We start from the raw sequence: 14,511 nt of genomic DNA, 5'->3' as shown, positions 1-14,511 counted from the left end.
GTGCCTGAACGGCTTAAATCACCAGTGCGACATGGCTGAAGATTGAAGCGTGTATCTGACTCTTGCCTTGCCCCGTTGCATTGCCCCTGCCATTGGCTGTGCGCTGGGCTGTTCAACCTTGGCATTGATTCCGACTCCGGTGTCCGCATCGGAAAATGATGCTGATCGTGGCCTGTATCTGAGGCTCGGAGCTGGGGTGCAGTGGCCGCAGACGGAGCGCCTTCGCGATCAGGACTGTGCATCGACAACGCCACCGGCTTTATTTGGATGTGGATCCGGTGAGGATGGCCAACCACTCGGAGCCTTGGGATCTTTCCGGCAAAGTCCCACCCTCGACGCTGCCCTGGGGTACCGCTGGACCTCCTGGTTGCGGACTGAGGCACTGGTCAACTGGTCCCCACAACTGGATTGGCAGGGGCAGGCCAACTTTCTTGGCGCGGGTTCGAATCAGCCTGTGACGGCGTCCGGCCGCAGCCTGGCGGGTTTTGGCGTGGTTCTCGTCGACGCGCCGGAAGTGATTGGTGTCCGTCCTTATCTAGGGGCAGGTGTGGGCGCTGCATCCATCACGATTGCGGACATCACCTTTGGTTTCCCTGCTAAAGGTCCCAGTGCCGAAACTGTGGTCAAGGGGGGCACAAGTCAGTCGTTGGCCACGCTGCTCACGGCTGGTGTGGCGATCCCATTGAGTGATCGTATTGCGCTGGATCTGTCCTACCGCTGGATGGATCTGGGCCAGCTCAGAACTCCCAAGGCCACCGCCACCATCACGCGTTCCCAGCGCCGCGCTCGGCTTGGCATTGGGGGAACTCAGGTGGATCTCAAGACTCAAGCGGTGATCGGGATTCTTCGGTTTCGTTTCTAGGCAGCCAGCGCCAGGGCAAACCGCTCCCAGAGTTCATTGGGATCTTCAAGTCCCACTGAAACGCGCAGGAGGTGAGGGGGGACTCCACAGGATTCGGCCCAGTCCAGCTCCCTGTAGTGGGCCAGCAGCATGTAAGGACAGCACAGGCTGAAGGAGGTGCCCAGGCTGGGCCCTTTGCTAATGGAGAGGGAGTCATACACCCGTTTGGCGGCCTCAAGGCCTCCATGAAGTTCAAACGACAAGAGGCAACCGTGGCCCGATCCCGGCCGCTGCAGCGCCTCGAACGTGCGGCACTGGCTGGGATGTAGGACTCTCTTGATGGCGGCGTGATGGCTGAGCCGCTGAGCCAGAGCGGTGCAGTTGGCATTCAAGCGGGGAATGCGTTCGCGCACGTCACGGCTGGCCTCCTCCAGGCAAAGGGCATCGGCATCCCCCAGGACTGCTGGTGCCTGATGAATGGCGGCGCTAAAGGATTGATGCCAGCGGGAACGAGGACTCACAACCAGGGCTCCGGCCAGAACATCGCCTCGACCTGCGAAGCTTTTCGTCAGGGAGCTAAACACCAGATCGGCATAAGGCAGTGCGTCGATGTTCAGGCACGATCCGATCGTGTCATCGGCGATCACCGGGATTCCGCGCCCATGGGCAAGCTCTGCCACGGTGATCAGATCCACGCATTGCAACATCGGGTTGCTGGGCAGCTCCACCACTACCGCTGCAGGATTGAGGCGATCGAGACTCTCGCCGATGGCGGCAGGGGAGCTGTCGTTCAGCAGTTCGGCTCCGGCAAACACCACCTGTGGAAGTTTCAGCACATCCACATAAGGGAAGCCGACTTGCAGAGTCGGGCGGCCAGGATGAAGTGCCGATACAAGGCTGAGGGCGCCGTGAAGGGCAGCCATGCCCGAGGGACGCAGGCTGATGGACTCGGTCCCACAGCCATAGATATCGGCAAGCCGCTTGCGAATAGTGTCGCGAGCAGAGTGGCCTCGCGTGTTTGTGGGGCAGTGCTCTTTCCCTAAAGCAATGGCGGCTTGGCGAGAACTGGCACCCAGGCCGGCATGTTGCCAGAAGGCTTTGGCCGCAGGGGTTGCCGCCTGGTTGGCGATCAGGCAAGCCAGCCCCCGTACGTATTTGATTTGCGTCTCGGCATCACGAACACGCCGTCGGCAATGGGCGGCGGCGGCCTGAGCAGCAGCTTCTGTGGAGTAGGGCCAGGTGCTGCAACCCTCCGATGCATCGGTTTGCGCTTGGGCTAGGCGCGCCAGTTCCCTGACCAGTGGATGCAGTCCGAAGCGTGGGTAAACCGTGCGAAGTACTGCGCGGCAGGCTGGATCGTTCTCCTCGTAGGCGACCACGTCGCTCCAGCGAGGCAACGCGACCGAGACCGCATGCGTGGAGTCCGGCAAGGGGTGACCGAGATCGTGCCCCTGCCAACAAGGATCATGGATTAGATCGCGGGGACTCATGACAACGTCGTCAGAGCCTGATCGAGATCGGCAATCAGATCGGCGACGTCTTCACAGCCGACTGACAGGCGGATCAGGCCATCGCTGATGCCCAGCTTGCGTTTCACTTCAGGAGACACAGCGGCGTGAGTCATGGTGGCGGGATGGCAGATCAGGCTCTCCACGCCCCCCAGACTTTCTGCCATGGTGAACCAGCGCAGTGCTTTGCATACCGCGTAGGCCTGTTCTCGGCTGGTATCCAGGCCGATCGTCACGATGGCTCCACCGCCTTGCATCTGCCTGAGGGCGACAGCCTGTTGGGGATGGTCCGACCGGTGGGGATAACGCGTCCATTCCACCTGGGGATGGTCGGCAAGATGGTCGGCCAGCACAGCTGCGTTCGCGATCTGCTGGCGCAGCCGCAGAGGCAGGGTTTTGACGCCGCGGGTGATCAGCCAGCAATCGAAGGGCGATGGCATCAGTCCCAGGGCTTTCTGAGCAAACACCATGCGCTCGTGCCATTCGGGGGAATCCGTGCAAACGGCACCGCCGAGGGCGTCGGAGTGACCGTTGATGTATTTGGTGGTGCTGGTGAGCGAGAGCGTGGCACCGAGCTGCAAAGGGCGCTGCACCAGGGCGGTGGCGAAGGTGTTGTCGACCACAACAGGCACGTTTGCTCCATGGGCTGCGCTGCAGACCGCTTCAAGATCAATCACTTTCAGCAGCGGGTTGGTGGGACTTTCCAGCCAGACCATGGCGGGCTGACGTTCTGCGATCGCTGATAGCGCCGAGGGATTTGTGAAATCGATCCATTCGGTGCGCACACCGAATTTGGCAAACACCTGTTCGAACAGACGCACGGTGCAGCCATAAAGGTTTTCCTCGCACAGCACGAGATCTTCCTGTTGGAGAGTGGAGGCGATGGCCGTAATCGCACTCACGCCTGAGGCGAACACCGTGGCGTGGTCACACCGTTCCAAAGAAGCCAACACGCCTTCAAGAATGCAGAAGTTGGGGTTGCCTGAACGGGTGTAGTCAAATCCACCAACATTGCCGTGGGCAAAGGTGGAGGTGGCGTAAATCGGTGGCATCACCGTGCCGGTGTCATCCGCGAAGCTTTCACCGTGATGGATTGCACGGGTGGCATCAGCCGGTGCGGTCGCGGGATGCTGCACGGGGTGGTTGCACTCTGTTCGAAGGTTAGGAAACCGCTGATCAGGAACCCACTAGGGTCAAGACCGTATCAAGACATCATTGTGGCTGAGAATCTGCTGCAGTCCCAGAAAGATGAGTGGAGAGATCATGTTCTCAGTGAAATTGTCAATTTTCTGAGTGAAAACAAAGACTTGATTCATGCTCGCTATTTCGAACAAGGTGAGGGCAAAGTCTCGCGAGAAGTCATCGAAGAAGTGGGGTTAATGGATTTTGAACTAGCTATCACGTTCCTGGAAGACAAACCCAAGGGATTTGGCTTGGGGCTTGGTTTTTTCAAGGCCAATCTCATTCGATGATGAGTTCGGTCTCATGCTAAAAATAATGCTGGATTAGTTTTGCAATTTCACTGTCGAAAAGTATCTTGTCTTTAGCGTTTAGTTGAAACAAGCTTGAAGGATTCATTGTCCCAAAGGATTAATGAGAAGCATTCCCAAAATTGGTTAAGTTGAAGTCGCTTGACGCCATCGAATTTACTTTTATTGTCTTCGTGGCACATGCGTAAGCTGTAGTTCGGTATTCTTTCTGATAAGTGATGGACATGATGATAAGCGATATCAGCGGTGAACCAATTGAGAATCGGAGGCAAGATCAAGAATGAGGAGCCGTCGACAGCTCCTCTGAAATAACTCCAATTGTCTTCGCCGCTCGCATAAGAACCAGGAAAGTTGTGTTGAATAAAGAAAACGGCGATCATGATTGCTGCGCTAACGCTCATGACAAGGGTGTACAAAATCCAAAAATGCCAGTAGCCGATTGCGCTCCCGATCAACCACCATGCTATCGAGACGCAAATTGTATTGGCAACGGTGTCATAAACTTCTTCTTTCGTGTAAAAGAAGCTTGAATTGTGATTGGCAATGAAAACTTTTGGTCTGAAAGTTCTCCCTGCCACAAGATTGCTCCACCCATCCGCAAGTGCCTTGGCGATCAGCTCAAAAAGTCCTAGAAGTAGCGCAACTCTTGGCTTGATGACTAAATAATAGAAGCCTCCTGGTAACAGGGTTAACGGATGACGTAAGATTCGATAAATTAATTTTGAATTTTTGCTTTTCTTGTCGTATTCGCGAAGCGTTGTAAGTGCTGATGGACCTCTGTATCGATTCCAGTTGCCATTATGTTTGTGATGAAAAGCATGACCTCTCGACCAGGGATGATGTGGCATTGCGTGGACAATGCTTAAAAGGAAGGCAGCAATACGATTGGACGTTTTGGACCTGAATAAGCTGTGATGGCCACAGTCATGCATCAATGAAAAACTTCTGCTTAAAAATAGTATGATGAAAATGAATACTATCGGAGTTAATATTATCGAGGCAAGCGTTAGCTCTTCTGTAAGTTTCGCAATCGCAACACAGAATGCAATTAAGGGTAAAATTGTATTAGCAAGCTGCCATGCGGCAATTCCGTCATTGCTCTGAACAAAGGGCTTGATATTTAAGTCAATGCGCCTCAGCGTCGATGTTGACAGGTTTTTGGTTACGGGGCTGGTCAAGAAAAAAGCCTTCGTTGGTGTATGGCCTGGAAGTGATGGATTCGACGCGAATTTTGTGAGTGGATTGTGTCGAATGCTAGATCTGATGATAAAAATAAACTTAACTTGGCGGCATCTGGTTGAAATTTCACCTATCGGTGTCTAATGCTAGTGGATTCTGCGAATGAGCGACATTACCCCTCCTCTGCCCCCGGAAAAACCGAGAGCTCTCACCTACTCAGAGATGATGAATGGCGGTAGAGCGCAGATGGATGAGAGGGCTTACGAGCGCGAGCTCGAATTAAAGCGAAGAGAATCGACCTTGGAGAAACATGTGAGCCATTTGGAGCAGTCTTTCAAGATTGCCGAGTGACTGACTGCTTTGAATCGTCAAGAATCTGAATAAAAAAACTCTTGTCCGCCATCGTCGATTGACGGGGGACAAGAGTCTCGTGGAGTTTAAAAAACGAGGCAGTGGCTGAAATTTAGACTTTTCTGGAGTAGTACTCCACCACCAGCAGTTCGTTGATTTCGAGTGCCACCCACTCGCGCTCGCAGCGTCCCACCACCTTGGCGTTGAGCTTGGGTTTGTCGAGTTCCAGGTGCGGGGGCACGTTGGCAAGGCCTGGGAATTGCAGGTTGCCTTCGGCGAGTAGCTTGCTGCACTTGCGCTCGCGGATGGCAATGACATCGCCTGGCTTGCATTGGTAGCTGGCGATATCGGTGACGCGGCCGTTCACGGTCACGTGGCCGTGGTTCACCAGCTGACGGGCGCCGGGCACGGTGGGACCGAAGCCGAGGCGGAAACAGACATTGTCGAGACGGTTCTCGAGCAGCTTGAGCAGGTTGGTTCCGGTGGAACCCTCCTGGGCGCGCGCTTTCTTCACGTAACGCACGAGCTGACGCTCGGAGACGCCGTAGTTGAAGCGAAGCTTCTGCTTCTCTTCGAGACGGATCGCGTATTCAGAGCGCTTGCGACGGGCTTGGCCGTGCTGACCGGGGGGATAGGACCGCTTTGCGGCCTTCCGGGTGAGACCGGGGAGGTCTCCCAAGCGCCGCGTGATCCTCAGACGAGGGCCGCGGTAACGAGACATAGGGAAGGTTGTTTGGGTGTGTGCCGCGCATGAGCGCGAACCAGCCACTCTAGACCTTCGTTAGCATCGCGAATCAAAATTCGGGTCACGTCTTGACTAGCCCGCCTACCCGATCCGTTGCCACCGACTTTCTCTTGAGGTTTGTGGGTGTCCAGCTCATCGCCTTGATCCTTGCCGTGGTGTTGGTGCTTGCGGGCTACTCGGCTGTCGCAAGGCAATACGTGAAATCCCAGGCCACCCAATTCATGGATGTGATGCTGTCAGTTCGCGAATACACCTCGCGAAAGGTCAATCCGATCATTGCTCCCATCAACGCTGTCTCTGATGAAGCCTTTCTTCCTGCGGCTGTTCCCAGCTACTCGGCAACGAAGGTTTTTGAATATTTGAAGTTAAATCATGCCTATGAGGATTTCCAGTATCGGGAGGCATCCCTCAATCCCACAAGTCCGGCCGATTTGGCGGACGATGAGGAAGCAGTTTTAATTCGTCGTTTCATGGATGATCCATCGCTCAAGGAGTTAAGTGGATCTCTGAAAACCAGTAGTGATCATCATCAATACTTCGTTGCAAAACCAATTCGTTTGAGCAAGGAAAGTTGCCTTGTCTGTCATTCAACTCCTGAGCGTGCCCCCCGCAGCCAACTCAGGGTGTATGGCAGAAAGGGAGGTTTTGGCTGGAAAGTGGGTGATGTGGTTGGTGCTCAGATTGTGATGCTGCCGGAAGATGCAGGCCTCCCAGCGCCGAGCCGGTTCGCTTTACTTTTGGTTGCCGCAATCGGTGGGTTGTCAGTGGCCGTGATTTTGTTGGTCAACAAGGTTTTTTCAAGAGTGATCCTTAGGCCCCTGTTCGGAGTCATGCGCATGTTGAATGGTGAGAACATGAATGATGCGCTTGGAAAGCGTCCTGATGAATTTGGCTTTATTGCTCGTCGAATTAAAGATCTTCGTGATCAGCATTTAGAGTAACCCTTTTCTGATGTTGTGACTAATTCAGAGCAAGCCAGATGAAAAGAGCCTGGGATGTGATGAAGATGATCGGAAGAAAGATTTCCATCACTCTCTCAATTGCTGGAACACGCTCGCTCCCATTTTTTCTCAGATTTTGTGAGATGTGGTAAGCAATAAAAACTTCTGAGATCATGAATGTAAATAGAAAGATCGTGTAGGTATCGCCAAGTGTGAGGTATGGAACTCGGGGAACAGAGCTTGCGATAATGATTTGGTAGGCCAGCGTTGTGAAGAGTAGCCCCGAAATAAATGCCATCCTGTCTGCGAAGGCATCAATTGGAATGGCCAGGAAAAATATGCTCGTAAAGGTGAGGATTCCTAGGGGTAAGAATATTTTGTAGATGTAGTAGCCGGAGCGGCGACTGATGGTGATGGTGGATGACAATCGCGAAAATTCTTTACTGCCTTTTTCAGGATCATCGTGGTTTTTGATTACGTATCGAAGGTCTTTGATTTTCCATTCGGGTAGCCTCGCGTTTCTGCTCAGGCTGACCACATCTCCAAGGCTCACCAATTTCACAATGCTCTGTTCCCAGGAGAAGGACTGGACAAAGAGTTTGAGAAGCTGCTGGTCAAATGGGAATTTTTCGAGTTTGAATTCGGATCCAAGCTGCTCTTCAAAGCGAGCAGTTCGCTCGACGGATCCATTGCTTCTCAGTGCAATTGTTTGAGTCTGGTAAAAGGCTTCACTCACTCGGTTGGTGAATTCAAGTTGTGGCGACCAATGTTCGCTCAGCCAGTTTTCAGCTGCATTATTGAACAAAATAAGCTCAGCTTCGCCCTGAGGGATTTCGCTGATAATCCGGCTATCGCACCAAGTGGAAGTCAGCAGGCCATCCACTTGAAAGCGATTGTAAGTGTCTGATATTTGCGGTATTTCATTCACATGAATATTGACACCAACGGGGATTGGTTTTGGCTCCTTCCGCTCCTGAGGCGGGATAAAGGCGTTGGATGGGAGCGTGTCAGCTGGTACGCAGGGATAGCGCGACGCGTTCAGTTTCCAGAGCTCGCCAATGCGGTTGGCCTGGCCAGGTAGGCGTTCATTCGCCTGCGCGATGGGAAGGAGGTGGAGCCAGATGCTGATCCCGATCGACAGCAGAGCTAGCAAGAGCTGGATCCAGCGTCTGCGCGGCAAAACGGTTTCTGTGCTGTCACTAAATTATGAAGGTCCATTCACTTCGATCGATATGCAATGGCTGCGCTAGGGCATCGGATTTCGATGGCGATGGCTGCGTTGTTCGTCGCTTTGATTGGCTTTTACCGCCGCTTTGTTTCGCCGTTGATCGGACCCCGCTGCCGGTTCATTCCAAGCTGCAGTGCCTATGGATTGGAGGCCATTGAGAAGCATGGTCCCTGGAAAGGTGGCTGGCTCACCCTGCGCAGGATCAGTCGCTGCCACCCCTTCACCCCCTGCGGGTGTGATCCTGTTCCCGACTGATCGCTCATGACCCTTGACCCGACGCCCCGCGTACTGACGCTTTACAGCCGCCAGGGCTGCTGCCTGTGCGAGGGGCTCGAACAGCGCCTGAAAGCGCTGGACCTCATGGCTGTGCTCCCCCCTCTGGTGCTGAGGGTGGAGGATATTGATGCCCCTGGGTTTGACCCCAGATTGAAGGCTCTCTACGAACTCGAGGTGCCTGTCCTGGCTTTGGACAGCAGTCCATTACCGAGGGTCTCTCCACGCCTTCGTGGTGAGGGACTGTTTAGTTGGTTGCAACGGGTCTGCGCCAGTGCTCTGGGATCGGACTAGAACAATCTCTTAATTGCAGGGGTTGGTGATGACGCAGATGCTCCATGCTCTGCTCAAGGCCGCGGGTTTGCCTGTTCCTTCTGGTCTGGCGAATGCAACGGTGACGTCGCTCACCTGTGATTCCCGCTGCGTTGGAAAGGGGAGTTTGTTCATCGGCCTGCCAGGAGAGAGGGTGGATGGAGGCAGCTTCTGGCCGCAGGCGCTGGCGGCCGGCGCAGCTGCCGTTCTGATCGGAGAACAGGCTGCCGCGTCCCATCCACCGGCCTTTGGAGACGCGGTTCTCGTGTTGCCAGATCCCGTGTCCGTCTGGGCCGGGGAGCTGGCGTCGGCGTTCTGGCAGCAGCCCTCCACACGCTTGGGGTTGATCGGTGTCACGGGCACCAATGGAAAAACCACCACCACCCATCTGATCGAACATCTCAGCCAGGCGTGTGGCCAGCCTGCTGCTTTGTTTGGAACACTGGTGAACCGTTGGCCTGGCCATAGCCTCACCGCCACGCACACGACATCGGTAGCGGATCGATTGCAAGCACAGCTGGCGGAAGCCCTCGAGGCCGGCACCCAGATGGCCGCCATGGAGGTGAGCTCCCATGCTCTCGATCAGCATCGTGTGGCTGGTTGTCGCTTCTCAGGAGCCGTCTTTACCAATCTCACTCAGGACCATCTCGACTACCACCCGTCCATGGAGGCCTATTTCGAGGCCAAGTCACGGTTGTTCGCGTCGCCCTACTTGGTTGGTGAGGGGCCGAGAGCGGTCGTGAACACGGACGACCCCTGGGGCCGGCAGTTGGCGGATCGACTGGGGGAACGTTGCTGGAGCTCCAGTCTTGAAACCCATGCTGATTTGACCATGGGCGATCTGCGGATGACGTCCGCGGGCGTGGATGGACTGTTGGTGACACCTCTCGGTGAAGGCCGGTTTCACTCTCCGTTGGTGGGTCGCTTCAATTTGATGAATCTCATGCAGGCCGTGGGTGCCCTGCTTCAGCAGGGACTGCCACTGGGTCTGCTGCTGGCTTCGATTCCCTCCTTCAGGGGTGTGCCAGGACGGATGGAACGGGTCGTTGTTAAGGGCTCAGCCATGATCGATGAACATCCTTCTGTGATTGTTGACTACGCCCATACCCCTGATGGTTTGCGCAATGCACTTCTTGCAAGCCGACCTTTTACTAAAGGCCGGCTTGTCTGCCTTTTTGGTTGTGGCGGTGATCGGGATCGCGGAAAGAGACCTCAGATGGCATCCATAGCAGCGTCGTTGGCTGATCGGGTTGTCATCACCTCCGACAATCCCCGTACTGAAAATCCAAACCAGATCCTTGAAGATATTGTCGTTGGCCTACCCACTGGTACGGAGTTTTCAGTAGATGTGAACCGCTCAACTGCAATCGCTAATGCGATTCGTGAAGCCCGTCCAGATGATCTTCTTCTGATCGCTGGAAAGGGGCATGAAGATTATCAAATCTTGGACATTGGAAAGATTCATTTTGACGATCGAGAAGAGGCGGAAAAAGCACTGCGTCTCTATGGACTGTCTTGAAATTCAAGAGGGATAATAATAAAAAGCCGCTCCAAAAATAGTGTAAGTGCCAAGAAGGAGTACACCTTCAAGCCAATTTGACTTCGCATCCATTCCCACTAAATTAACAATAAAAACGCTGAATCCAAGGGCGATTACTTCGAAAGATGCAAAGTCTAGATCCATCGGTTGTCCGATGAAATTGGCGATGATGACAAGCACTGGGGCCATGAATAATGCAACAAGAAGGCTTGATCCCATGGCCAGGGAAAGCGAAAGGTCCATTCGATTGTTCAAGGCGCCTCTCGCCGCTGGAAGATACTCGGAAAAGCCACCAATGATCGGAATGATGATGACACCAGTGAATAATGCACTAAGACCTAGTTGTTCAGTTGCAGGCTCCAATGCAACAACAAATTGTTCAGATTGGTATGCGAGAGCTACAGTGCTGACTACCAATTGAATTAACCAGGGTCTTAATGTTTTCCAGCTGCTTGTTTCGGCTTCAACGTTCTCATTGTCTTTGTCAATGATAATTGGCGGATCGAATAAATGATTGTGGGTGGCCAGTGAGAAGACAAGCGTTAGTAAATAAATGGCGATGAGAATTGCTGCAACTGTGATCGAGAGGCCGTGAATATCCTGTGGATTGTCGATTCCTGACGTACTGATTAATGATGCAGGCAGTGCTAACGCGATCACTGCGAGAGTCATGGCAGCACCATTTGTGCGCATCATTGTGGGCTGGAAGCTTTGTTCGCTGTAGCGCAAACCGCCGATCAGCATGGCCAATCCGGTGACGAGTAAGAGGTCGGAGAGAATCGCTCCAGTGATGCTTGCTTTGACAACATCAACGAGGCCCTTCCGGAGTGCCGTTAGGGCGATGATGAATTCGGCACAATTTCCGAACAGTGCGGTGAGGATCGCACCAATGGTTGAACCACTATGCTCTGCAATTTCTTCCGTGGATTCTGACAAAAGCAGTGCAATCGGAATGATTCCTAGACCAGCAATCAAAAAACTTACCAACGGTAGCCAGCCCTGGCTGAGTGCAAATTGCGTTAACAGCAATAAGAACAAGGCCGGTATTGCTTTCCAGCGCCCAAGCTTCAGGAAAGTGTTAGATGTTAAGCCTGGGTTAGCAGAATTCAATTGTCTCTTGAGTGATTTAAGTTTCGATGAGCAAAGTCTAGTCCTTAGTTCTTAAGGATGGTGAATGATTGTTGTGCCCAGGCTCAGGGCTCCCATTGCTGTGCGCCGAGAAAAGTTAATTCGACATAATCACTTCCTTGGTGATCATCACTTGCAAAGTCAATCGTGTAACCACCGAGGTCGAGATTTTGGATCGATTCTAAGGACTTTGCCAGTTTTGCCCTGGAAGGATTTTTGCCTGCTCTTTCAAGAGCTATTGTAAGCATTTGCGCGGCAATAAATCCCTCCAGACTTGTGAATCCATAAGCGGCGTTTGGATTGTATTTACGCATTAATTGTTGATACCTTGAAACAACTGGGATCCATCGATTCCAGGGAAAGGGCACCACCTGGCTGATGCCAATTCCGTTCGCTTGTCCTGGTGGCAATGCCTCTTCTAGGGCACCGGTTCCTACAAATGAAACATTCATAATCTGAACGTTCATTCTTCTATCGCGAAGAGCTTTGCTGACGGCAGCGGAGCTTACATAAGCTGAAATAATAATGACAGCATTGGGGTTTGCATCTGCAATTGTGTTGACAGCTCGTCTGACATTCGCAGAGTTGCGCTCCACCGTTGCGGTTGTCAGAGGCTTGAGATCATGTGTTTTCAGGGCGGCAAGAGTCGATTGCAGCCCGTCTTCTCCGAATGCATCATTTTGATATATGACGGCAATTCTTTGTTGTGCATTTCTTACCAAGCTGTTGACAATCGCTTGGATCTCTCGTGCATAGCTTGCACGCATGTTGAAAACCATTTTAAGGTCATCATCTCGTAGCAGCGAAGCACCTGTGAGTGGAGCCACGAAGGGAATACGCTCGCGTTCGACAATTGGCAATACGACTTTGCTTGTCGGTGTACCGATAAAACCAAATAAAGCGATTAGGTCTGGTTGTTGAATTAGTTTTTGTGTATTGACAATTGTCTGTTGAGGCTCATATTGGTCGTCTAGGCTTAATAATTTGATTTTTTGCCCGTGAATTCCCCCCTGTTTGTTGATGTGTGTGAGCCATGCCATGGCTCCAGCGTGATACTTCTTGCCGAGTTCGGCGGAAGGTCCTGTCAGTGGTATTGACTGTCCGATAATCAATGCATCATCTTGAGACTCGGTTTGCTGATTCGTTTTGAGTTGGGCAGGAGTGATCGTCGTGGATAGACTTAGGCCAAGAGTTAGTGCAGAAATCAGCCAAGGCCACATCTTTTTGCTTTGGACCAAGAGATTTTGACTGTTCACGATTAATTTCTTTTTCATGACTCGACTACGACGCTTTAAGTGGAACATCCTTGCCATGGCTGCCGTGGTGATGGCCGCTGGATTGGCGATGTTTGCAGTTACCAATCTAAACGTCGATCACATCAGTGGAAGGGATTCATTGCGATTGTCTTCAGCATCAAGGGCGCTCACGACATCTCCCAATCGTTTGCCAAGTGATGGTTGGACGTCTCAACGGGGTGAATCTCTCGGCCCTTTGGAGTCGGCTGAGGATATGGAGGCTCTCGAGCAGGCACGCTTTCATGTCAAGCTTGGTATTTATGCGAACAGCACATACGACCTTGATTTAAGCGTTCCAAGCTTTTCGTCGAACGGATATGTGTGGATGCGTTGGGATCAATCTTTGCAGGACTATCTTGATGCTGAAGATGTTCAATTGCACGAACAGGTTCAGTTGATTAATGCCCTGCTGTCTGATGCTGATCCAGTACTAACACCCGTCCGTCAAGATCCAGTGCAATTGGACAATGGTGATTATTACCAGCTCTATACCTATATCGGTCGTTTCTACATTGATCGAACGAGCTTCCGTCATTTCCCGTTTCTTACAATTAGTCTTCCAATTGCGATTGAGGTTGATGACGTGGATGGTCTATTTGGCTATAAAAACTTTCGAATAGAGCCGGATATTCAAAATAGTGGGATGGGATTGTATGCGGGAACGGGGATTATTGGCTGGCTCAGTCGTGGTTGGTCTATCGCGGAATATCGGCATAATTACGCCACCAATTTTGGGCTGGGTGGTGTTGAAGGGGATTACAGTCTTGTTGTCTATGACATCACTTTTGGTACATCGGCTTGGTCGGCTTTTTGGAGGTTGATGTTGCCTTTGGTGGTTGTGATGGTGATGGTTTTGCTTGTTTTTAAAGTGCGTCCTGATGAACAGGATGCGAGAGCTGGGATTCCCGTTACCGTTTTGCTTACTCTGGTCTTTCTTCAGCAGGTTTATCGTGATGAGTTGCCAGATCTGCCATTTTTGACATTCCTCGATCAGGTGTATGTCATCGCTTATCTGGTGACACTGGTTGCCTTTATCTTGTTGATTTGGATTGGTCGTCGTTATGCTGAGTTAGATGTGATGGCGCCAGGTGAGTCTAAAAATAAGCTCTCGCATCGTTTGGAAGTTCTTGATGAAATATGGCCCTTGTTGATGGTCGTGTTTTGCACGATTGCGGTGACTATCGCTTGGATTTCCATTCCCCAGGGTGCTTGAGTTCTTTATTGCTTGCGTCAATCTGTCAAGGCGTTCCTCTCGCTCATGTCTCTCTGAAGGTTTCGATCACAAGGCTCAGAGAATCCAGGCAGGTGCGCCGACCGATCAGCAGTCCCAGGCTTGTCAGGGGAATCAGCTTCAGCATGTTCTGCACCAGCATGTGGCTCAGTTGGGCAGGCACGGTGATTCCTTGGTTCAGCCCGTGGCGCAGGACGTAGAGCGTTTTAGTGAGCTGCCGGTGTTGCTCGCCGTTTGATTGATGCCCGCCGCCGATCCCATCAGCACGAGGCCGAGGTGCGTCAGTCTCTCGCTGAGGACTAACAGCAGGCCATGCACCAGACAGAGCATGGCCACGAGGATCAGGCCGCCGATGGCGAACTCCATCAGAAATGCGGAAAGGATCGCAAGAGACAGTGAGCCAGGGAATGGGCTGGCTGACAAAGGTTTCCGGCAATGGATCAGCACAT

At 52.7% G+C, this 14,511-nt stretch carries 16 protein-coding genes; 7 read left to right on the top strand and 9 right to left on the bottom strand.

Features of this window, described 5'->3' with window-relative positions:
• Nucleotides 1-67: 67 nt before the first annotated feature.
• On the top strand, nt 68-862 hold the full coding sequence (locus WH7805_RS05660; protein ID WP_156783756.1) for an outer membrane protein: 795 nt from the start codon (nt 68-70) through the stop codon (nt 860-862).
• Here the strand turns inward: WH7805_RS05660 and WH7805_RS05655 are convergent.
• Both WH7805_RS05655 and WH7805_RS05650 read right to left on the bottom strand, forming a co-directional pair.
• Nucleotides 859-2,331: a PLP-dependent transferase gene (locus WH7805_RS05655; RefSeq protein ID WP_006042053.1), complete on the bottom strand. Its 1,473-nt coding sequence runs from the start codon at nt 2,329-2,331 to the stop codon at nt 859-861. The two genes, WH7805_RS05660 and WH7805_RS05655, sit on opposite strands and share 4 nt — an antisense overlap.
• Nucleotides 2,328-3,485, bottom strand: a complete 1,158-nt coding sequence (locus WH7805_RS05650; protein ID WP_006042052.1) for a PLP-dependent aspartate aminotransferase family protein — start codon at nt 3,483-3,485, stop codon at nt 2,328-2,330. The genes WH7805_RS05655 and WH7805_RS05650 overlap by 4 nt, the downstream gene beginning before the upstream one ends.
• An 81-nt stretch (nt 3,486-3,566) precedes the next feature.
• Between WH7805_RS05650 and WH7805_RS05645 the strand changes: the two genes are divergently transcribed.
• Nucleotides 3,567-3,821: a hypothetical protein gene (locus WH7805_RS05645; RefSeq protein WP_006042051.1), complete on the top strand. Its 255-nt coding sequence runs from the start codon at nt 3,567-3,569 to the stop codon at nt 3,819-3,821.
• 71 nt (nt 3,822-3,892) lie between these two features.
• Here WH7805_RS05645 and WH7805_RS05640 read toward each other — a convergent pair whose 3' ends face one another.
• Together WH7805_RS05640 and rpsD are read right to left on the bottom strand one after the other, a co-directional pair.
• Entirely contained in the window at nt 3,893-5,017 is a 1,125-nt protein-coding gene (locus WH7805_RS05640; RefSeq protein ID WP_083773564.1) for a fatty acid desaturase, read from the bottom strand.
• A 464-nt stretch (nt 5,018-5,481) separates the two neighbouring features.
• Nucleotides 5,482-6,090: a 30S ribosomal protein S4 gene (gene rpsD, locus WH7805_RS05630; RefSeq protein ID WP_006042047.1), complete on the bottom strand. Its 609-nt coding sequence runs from the start codon at nt 6,088-6,090 to the stop codon at nt 5,482-5,484.
• A gap of 143 nt (nt 6,091-6,233) precedes the next feature.
• Here rpsD and WH7805_RS05625 point away from each other — a divergent pair, with 143 nt between their 5' ends.
• A complete protein-coding gene (locus WH7805_RS05625) occupies nt 6,234-7,055 on the top strand; it encodes a DUF3365 domain-containing protein (RefSeq protein ID WP_006042046.1) in 822 nt (273 codons plus the stop codon).
• A 19-nt stretch (nt 7,056-7,074) separates the two neighbouring features.
• On the opposite strand, the gene WH7805_RS05620 is transcribed toward WH7805_RS05625, so the two are convergent.
• Entirely contained in the window at nt 7,075-8,208 is a 1,134-nt protein-coding gene (locus tag WH7805_RS05620) for a hypothetical protein (RefSeq protein ID WP_232198965.1), read from the bottom strand.
• An 84-nt stretch (nt 8,209-8,292) separates the two neighbouring features.
• Here WH7805_RS05620 and yidD point away from each other — a divergent pair, with 84 nt between their 5' ends.
• The 3 genes from yidD to WH7805_RS05605 are packed head-to-tail and all read left to right on the top strand — an operon-like array spanning nt 8,293 to nt 10,387.
• Complete coding sequence (yidD, locus tag WH7805_RS05615) at nt 8,293-8,538, top strand: membrane protein insertion efficiency factor YidD (protein WP_038004470.1); 246 nt, start codon at nt 8,293-8,295, stop codon at nt 8,536-8,538.
• A gap of 6 nt (nt 8,539-8,544) precedes the next feature.
• Entirely contained in the window at nt 8,545-8,850 is a 306-nt protein-coding gene (locus WH7805_RS05610; RefSeq protein WP_006042043.1) for a glutaredoxin family protein, read from the top strand.
• 28 nt (nt 8,851-8,878) lie between these two features.
• Nucleotides 8,879-10,387, top strand: a complete 1,509-nt coding sequence (locus WH7805_RS05605; protein WP_038004468.1) for a UDP-N-acetylmuramoyl-L-alanyl-D-glutamate--2,6-diaminopimelate ligase — start codon at nt 8,879-8,881, stop codon at nt 10,385-10,387.
• A gap of 3 nt (nt 10,388-10,390) precedes the next feature.
• Here the strand turns inward: WH7805_RS05605 and cax are convergent, their stop codons facing one another.
• Both cax and WH7805_RS05595 read right to left on the bottom strand, forming a co-directional pair.
• On the bottom strand, nt 10,391-11,518 hold the full coding sequence (gene cax, locus WH7805_RS05600) for a calcium/proton exchanger (RefSeq protein ID WP_156783628.1): 1,128 nt from the start codon (nt 11,516-11,518) through the stop codon (nt 10,391-10,393).
• Between the two features lie 83 nt (nt 11,519-11,601).
• On the bottom strand, nt 11,602-12,849 hold the full coding sequence (locus WH7805_RS05595) for an ABC transporter substrate-binding protein (RefSeq protein ID WP_232198964.1): 1,248 nt from the start codon (nt 12,847-12,849) through the stop codon (nt 11,602-11,604).
• On the opposite strand from WH7805_RS05595, the gene WH7805_RS05590 reads away from it, so the two are divergent.
• Nucleotides 12,848-14,044 (top strand): hypothetical protein, encoded by a 1,197-nt coding sequence (locus WH7805_RS05590; protein ID WP_232198963.1) that lies wholly within the window; start codon nt 12,848-12,850, stop codon nt 14,042-14,044. The genes WH7805_RS05595 and WH7805_RS05590 overlap by 2 nt on opposite strands.
• 43 nt (nt 14,045-14,087) lie before the next feature.
• On the opposite strand, the gene WH7805_RS14385 is transcribed toward WH7805_RS05590, so the two are convergent.
• On the bottom strand, nt 14,088-14,225 hold the full coding sequence (locus WH7805_RS14385) for a hypothetical protein (protein WP_156783627.1): 138 nt from the start codon (nt 14,223-14,225) through the stop codon (nt 14,088-14,090).
• 14 nt (nt 14,226-14,239) lie between these two features.
• Entirely contained in the window at nt 14,240-14,485 is a 246-nt protein-coding gene (locus tag WH7805_RS05585) for a hypothetical protein (protein ID WP_232198962.1), read from the bottom strand.
• Nucleotides 14,486-14,511: the final 26 nt, after the last annotated feature.

Source organism: Synechococcus sp. WH 7805, assembly GCF_000153285.1.
Classification (GTDB): Bacteria; Cyanobacteriota; Cyanobacteriia; order PCC-6307; family Cyanobiaceae; genus Synechococcus_C.
The sequence above is the reverse complement of the archived record's forward strand: the minus strand, read 5'-3'. Positions and strand labels throughout refer to the sequence as shown.

Coding starts and splice junctions, on each gene's coding strand:
- WH7805_RS05655 (WP_006042053.1), bottom strand. CDS start 2,331: ATGAGTCCCCGCGATCTAATCCATGATCCTTGTTGGCAGGGGCACGAT.
- rpsD (WP_006042047.1), bottom strand. CDS start 6,090: ATGTCTCGTTACCGCGGCCCTCGTCTGAGGATCACGCGGCGCTTGGGA.
- yidD (WP_038004470.1), top strand. CDS start 8,293: ATGGCTGCGCTAGGGCATCGGATTTCGATGGCGATGGCTGCGTTGTTC.
- WH7805_RS05610 (WP_006042043.1), top strand. CDS start 8,545: ATGACCCTTGACCCGACGCCCCGCGTACTGACGCTTTACAGCCGCCAG.
- WH7805_RS05605 (WP_038004468.1), top strand. CDS start 8,879: ATGACGCAGATGCTCCATGCTCTGCTCAAGGCCGCGGGTTTGCCTGTT.
- WH7805_RS05590 (WP_232198963.1), top strand. CDS start 12,848: ATGGCTGCCGTGGTGATGGCCGCTGGATTGGCGATGTTTGCAGTTACC.
- WH7805_RS05595 (WP_232198964.1), bottom strand. CDS start 12,849: ATGGCAAGGATGTTCCACTTAAAGCGTCGTAGTCGAGTCATGAAAAAG.